Origin of the sequence: Kocuria atrinae C3-8 (assembly GCF_000286355.1) — a bacterium.
GTDB lineage: Bacteria > Actinomycetota > Actinomycetes > Actinomycetales > Micrococcaceae > Kocuria > Kocuria atrinae_A.
Genome location: NZ_AJXN01000203.1, coordinates 1 through 4,118, shown reverse-complemented (window position 1 = coordinate 4,118; position 4,118 = coordinate 1). Strand labels below are relative to the sequence as shown.

Here is a 4,118-nt window from a genome sequence, read left to right as displayed (position 1 = left end):
CCCGAGCGGCGTCGTGCGCCACGGGCGTGTCCTGCGAGGCGGGATCTTCGGGCCACCCAATCCCGGGAGGAACGGGCGACGGGAACAACTGGCCCGTGAGTGGATGCGGCAAGAGCGGAGTGTCCGAATCAGGTGCAGCCACGGCTCACTTCCCTTCGCGTGTGGACTCGATCAGTGATTGCGGAGGTTCACCCGAGACCCTAGCGTGGTGACCAGCCCGTCCCGCTCACTCAGGAGAACTCGTGAATCGCATCGTAGAACTGTCCGACGGCACGCAACTGACCGCGATCGGGCAGGGCACGTGGAACATTGGCGACTCTACCGCCACTCGCGAGGCTGAGATCAGCACGCTGCGGCGCGGTGTGGAACTGGGCCTCACGATGGTCGACACCGCTGAGATGTACGGCAACGGGCGGTCCGAGCAGCTCGTGGGTGAGGCGATCGCCCCCATTCGCGATGACGTGTACCTGGTGGACAAGGTGCTGCCGTCCAATGCGTCCGCCAAGGGAACCGAGGAAGCCTGCGAGCGCAGCCTGCGCCACCTGGGACTAGAACATATCGACCTGTACCTGCTGCACTGGTCGGGCTCACATCCGGTCGAGGAAACCCTCATGGCATTCGAACGGCTCGTGGACCGCGGACTGATCGGCGACTGGGGCGTATCCAACATCGACCTGCCCGAGCTGGAGACCTATCCGGAGAACCCGCTGGTCAATCAGGTGCTCTACAACCCTTCCAGCCGCGGTCCCGAACTGGAGTTGTTCCCGGCCATGAAGGAACGCGAGATCGTGGCGATGGCCTATTCTCCGGTGGGACAGGGTGAGCTGCTCGGTGATTCTTCGCTTCAGGACATTGCCGACAAGCACGGATCGACCGTCGCGCAGGTGCTTCTGGCGTGGGCCATCCGGGACGGCAACACCATCGCGATTCCCAAGGCGTCCACGGTGGAGCATGTGGAGGACAACGCCCGCGCGCTCGAGCTGCGGCTGAGCACGGAAGACCTCCGGGCCATCGACGTGGCATTCCCCGCGCCGGATCAGCCGGTGCCGCTGGAGTTGATCTGATCAGTGCCGCGGCGGGCCGAGCTACCGCACGCCGATCGTGACGCGCTGAATGTCTACGAGGGCCGATTTAGGACCTCACCTAATATCAGACGCTTTCGCCCAAGCGGCGCCGCAGTTGCTTGCGCCAGCGTTCGGGAAACTCTGGAGCGTTGAGCAGCTCGCGCATGGCAGTCAGATCGCCGCGCTCCACGTTCATGATGCGACTCACGAACGCTGAGGACACCGCCTCGGGCTGGCGGGACACGAACTCAAAACGGTCCCCGACCGACACTTTCCCTTCCTCGAGCACACGCAGATAGTACCCGCAGCGTTGGTGCTCATCATGAGCTTAGGAAGGTCTTTGTTGGCCCACTTCTTGGAGATGGTGGCACAGGGCTGGCAGGGCTGGGTCACCTGGACCACCGCTGTTCCCACGCGGTAGACATCCCCCAGGTAAACCTTCTCCTCGGTGGCTCCGCGAATGGTGAGGTTCTCGAAGAACGCTCCGTCCGGGAGGTCGAGTCCTTCAGCGCGCCACTGGTCGTAGTGCTCCGCCGGATAACAGCACACGGCCTTCTCGGTGCCGCCGTGATGTTTCAGGTCGCCCTGTTCGTCGCCCACGAACCCCGTGAACGTCAATCGGAGCGGTTCATCGTGCGGGGTTTTGACGGCCGCAGTTTGGAACGGACGATTTCCCCAGTCCTGGGTCTTCACCGCGCCGGTGCGCAGCAGAGTGATCGAGGCGTCCGTGACCTGTGGTTCTTCCTGGTTCATGTCTCCAGGGTACGAGAGCCCGCAGACCCCCGCGCCACATGAGCGGTAGTGATCCCTCAGGCCGCCACCGGCACACAGTCCGGGCAATGATCTCGCGCCCCGGATTCGGTGCAGGACTCACAGCACAGGAATAACTGACGGCACGTCTGTTCGGCGCAATTGACGTAGCGGGGCGTGGGCTCACCGCACTCGACACACGTGCCCAGCGACTGAGCGCCGGGCTCGAACTCCATGTGCATCCGCTTGTCGAAGACGTAGAGCGAACCGTCCCACAGTCCCTTGTTTCCGTAGGCCTCGCCGTAGCGGACGATGCCGCCGTCCAGTTGGTAGACGTCCTGGAAACCACGGTTCTTCATGAGCACGGACAGAACTTCGCAGCGGATGCCACCGGTGCAGTAAGTGACCACGGGCTTGTCCTTGTACGCGTCGTACTTGCCCGATTCGATCTCGTCGATGAAATCGCGGGTGGTATCCGTCTCTGGGACCAGCGCATCCTTGAACTTGCCGATCTGGGCCTCCATCGCGTTGCGGCCGTCGAAGAACACGACTTCGTCCCCGCGCTGGTCCATGAGTTCGTGCAACTCGTGCGGCTTCAAGTGCGTGCCACCGCCCTGCACGCCATCCTCCGTTACGGTGATCGGATCGGGAGCGTGGAAAGTCACCAATTCCGGGCGGACCTTCACGCTCAACCGAGGAAAGTCATCCCCCACGCCGTCCGACCATTTGATGTCCGCGTCCTTGAACGGTGCGTACTCCTTGAGGCCCTTCACATAGCGCTTGACGTCGTGGATGTCCCCGCCCACGGTGGCGTTGATGCCCTGCTCGGAGACGATGATGCGCCCCTTCACATTGCTGCGTTCGGCAAGGTTCTGCTGCCACAGCTTGATCGCCTCGGGGTCAGCCAGCGGGGTGAAGACATAGAACAGCACAATTTTCGGCAGGGACATACCCACCAGTTTAAGTGAGTCCGGAGCCGCCCACGCACGGTGAGCGGCCCCGGGGAGGTGAGCTTGGCGACGTCGTCAATGCCGACCACGGGACCACGCCGCCAGCTCGACTTAGGAAATCTCGTACCCCGTGACGGGGCCTTCGGTGTTCGGTTGCCAGCCGAGCTCGGGTGCAACGTACTTAGCGAAGTTCTCCAGGATCCGCAGGTTCAGTTCCGGCCCCAGCTGGCTCGGAATCGTGAGCATGAGTGTGTCGGACTCCATGACGGCCTGATCCTGCTTCAGCTGCTCCACCAAGGTGTCCGGCGAACCCGCGTAGGTGCGCCCAAAGACAGAGGTAAACCCGTCAATCACTCCCACCTGATCACGGGATTCCCGGGCACCCATGTAGGAGAAGATCTCGTCTTCGGGACCCACGATCGGGAAGATGCTGCGGCTCACCGACGTGCGCGGGGTGCGGGTGTGGCCCGCGGCGCGGAAGGCTTCGTGGTAGCGGCGCAGTTGCTCGGCCTGCTGTTCGGCGAAGGAGCCCTCGTTGGCCTCGGTGAGCAGCGTGGAGCTCATGAGGTTCACACCCTGCTCCCCCGCCCACTCGGCCGTCTTGGCCGAACCTGCGCCCCACCAGATCCGCTCGGCCAGACCGGGTGACTGCGGCTCGATGGCCAGCTTGGCACCGGCACCGTACTGAGCGGGATCCGCGTAGGACATGGGCTCGCCCTTGATGGCGCGCATGAACTTCTCGAAGTGATCGCGTGCGATATCCGCACCGCGAGGATCCTCGGAGCCGGTGTAGCCAAAAGATTCCCAGCCGCGCAGGGCCGGTTCGGGGGATCCCCGACTCACGCCGAGGGCAACGCGACCATCCGCAATGAGGTCCAGCTGAGCGGCTTCTTCCGCGAAGTACAACGGGTTCTCGTAGCGCATGTCGATCACGCCGGTGCCCACCTCGATGTGGCGAGTGCGCGCGGCGATCGCGCTCAACAGCGGCATGGGGGAAGCCGACTGGCGTGCGTAGTGGTGCACACGGAAGTACGCACCGTTGACGCCCAGCTCATCGGCGCCTTCCGCGATCTCAATGGCATCCTTCAGGGACTGCCGTGCATCAGGATCGCCAGGGCCGCGACCGGAGCCGTAGTGACCGAAACTCAAGAATCCAAAAGCCTTCATGACCCGTACAACATACTTGATCCAGAGATTATTTCCGAATCAAGGACCGCTGTAATGGTTCGGGAACCTGGGGTCATTCGGCCTTAAGGGGGTGATTTTTGGATACTGTCGAGAGACCCAAGCCACGTGAGTCCCCGTTCGCATCGCGGGTCTTTGCTCGTTGTACCTAAGCCTCGATCCACCGACT

Annotated in this window: 5 protein-coding genes; 1 reads left to right on the top strand and 4 read right to left on the bottom strand. The window is 63.0% G+C overall.

Features of this window, described 5'->3' with window-relative positions; all coding sequences use genetic code 11:
- Positions 1 to 242 precede the first annotated feature (242 nt).
- Entirely contained in the window at positions 243 to 1,064 is an 822-nt protein-coding gene (locus YO9_RS0115770; RefSeq protein ID WP_016998362.1) for an aldo/keto reductase, read from the top strand.
- A gap of 85 nt (positions 1,065 to 1,149) precedes the next feature.
- Here YO9_RS0115770 and YO9_RS19300 read toward each other — a convergent pair whose 3' ends face one another.
- The 4 genes from YO9_RS19300 to YO9_RS0115755 form a co-directional block, all read right to left on the bottom strand.
- Positions 1,150 to 1,272 (bottom strand): 3-alpha domain-containing protein, encoded by a 123-nt coding sequence (locus YO9_RS19300; protein ID WP_262925732.1) that lies wholly within the window; start codon positions 1,270 to 1,272, stop codon positions 1,150 to 1,152.
- Positions 1,269 to 1,817 carry an MOSC domain-containing protein gene (locus YO9_RS0115765; RefSeq protein ID WP_223286707.1) on the bottom strand — a complete coding sequence of 183 codons (549 nt, stop codon included), beginning with the start codon at positions 1,815 to 1,817 and terminating at the stop codon, positions 1,269 to 1,271. The genes YO9_RS19300 and YO9_RS0115765 overlap by 4 nt, the downstream gene beginning before the upstream one ends.
- Before the next feature lie 56 nt (positions 1,818 to 1,873).
- Complete coding sequence (gene trhO, locus YO9_RS0115760; RefSeq protein ID WP_016998360.1) at positions 1,874 to 2,764, bottom strand: oxygen-dependent tRNA uridine(34) hydroxylase TrhO; 891 nt, start codon at positions 2,762 to 2,764, stop codon at positions 1,874 to 1,876.
- A 111-nt stretch (positions 2,765 to 2,875) separates the two neighbouring features.
- On the bottom strand, positions 2,876 to 3,931 hold the full coding sequence (locus tag YO9_RS0115755) for an LLM class flavin-dependent oxidoreductase (protein WP_016998359.1): 1,056 nt from the start codon (positions 3,929 to 3,931) through the stop codon (positions 2,876 to 2,878).
- Between the last annotated feature and the right edge of the window lie 187 nt (positions 3,932 to 4,118).

What these genes read in the sequence shown, in the direction of transcription:
- YO9_RS0115765 (WP_223286707.1), bottom strand. Translation starts at nt 1,817, where the DNA reads ATGAACCAGGAAGAACCACAGGTCACGGACGCCTCGATCACTCTGCTG.
- trhO (WP_016998360.1), bottom strand. Translation starts at nt 2,764, where the DNA reads ATGTCCCTGCCGAAAATTGTGCTGTTCTATGTCTTCACCCCGCTGGCT.
- YO9_RS0115755 (WP_016998359.1), bottom strand. Translation starts at nt 3,931, where the DNA reads ATGAAGGCTTTTGGATTCTTGAGTTTCGGTCACTACGGCTCCGGTCGC.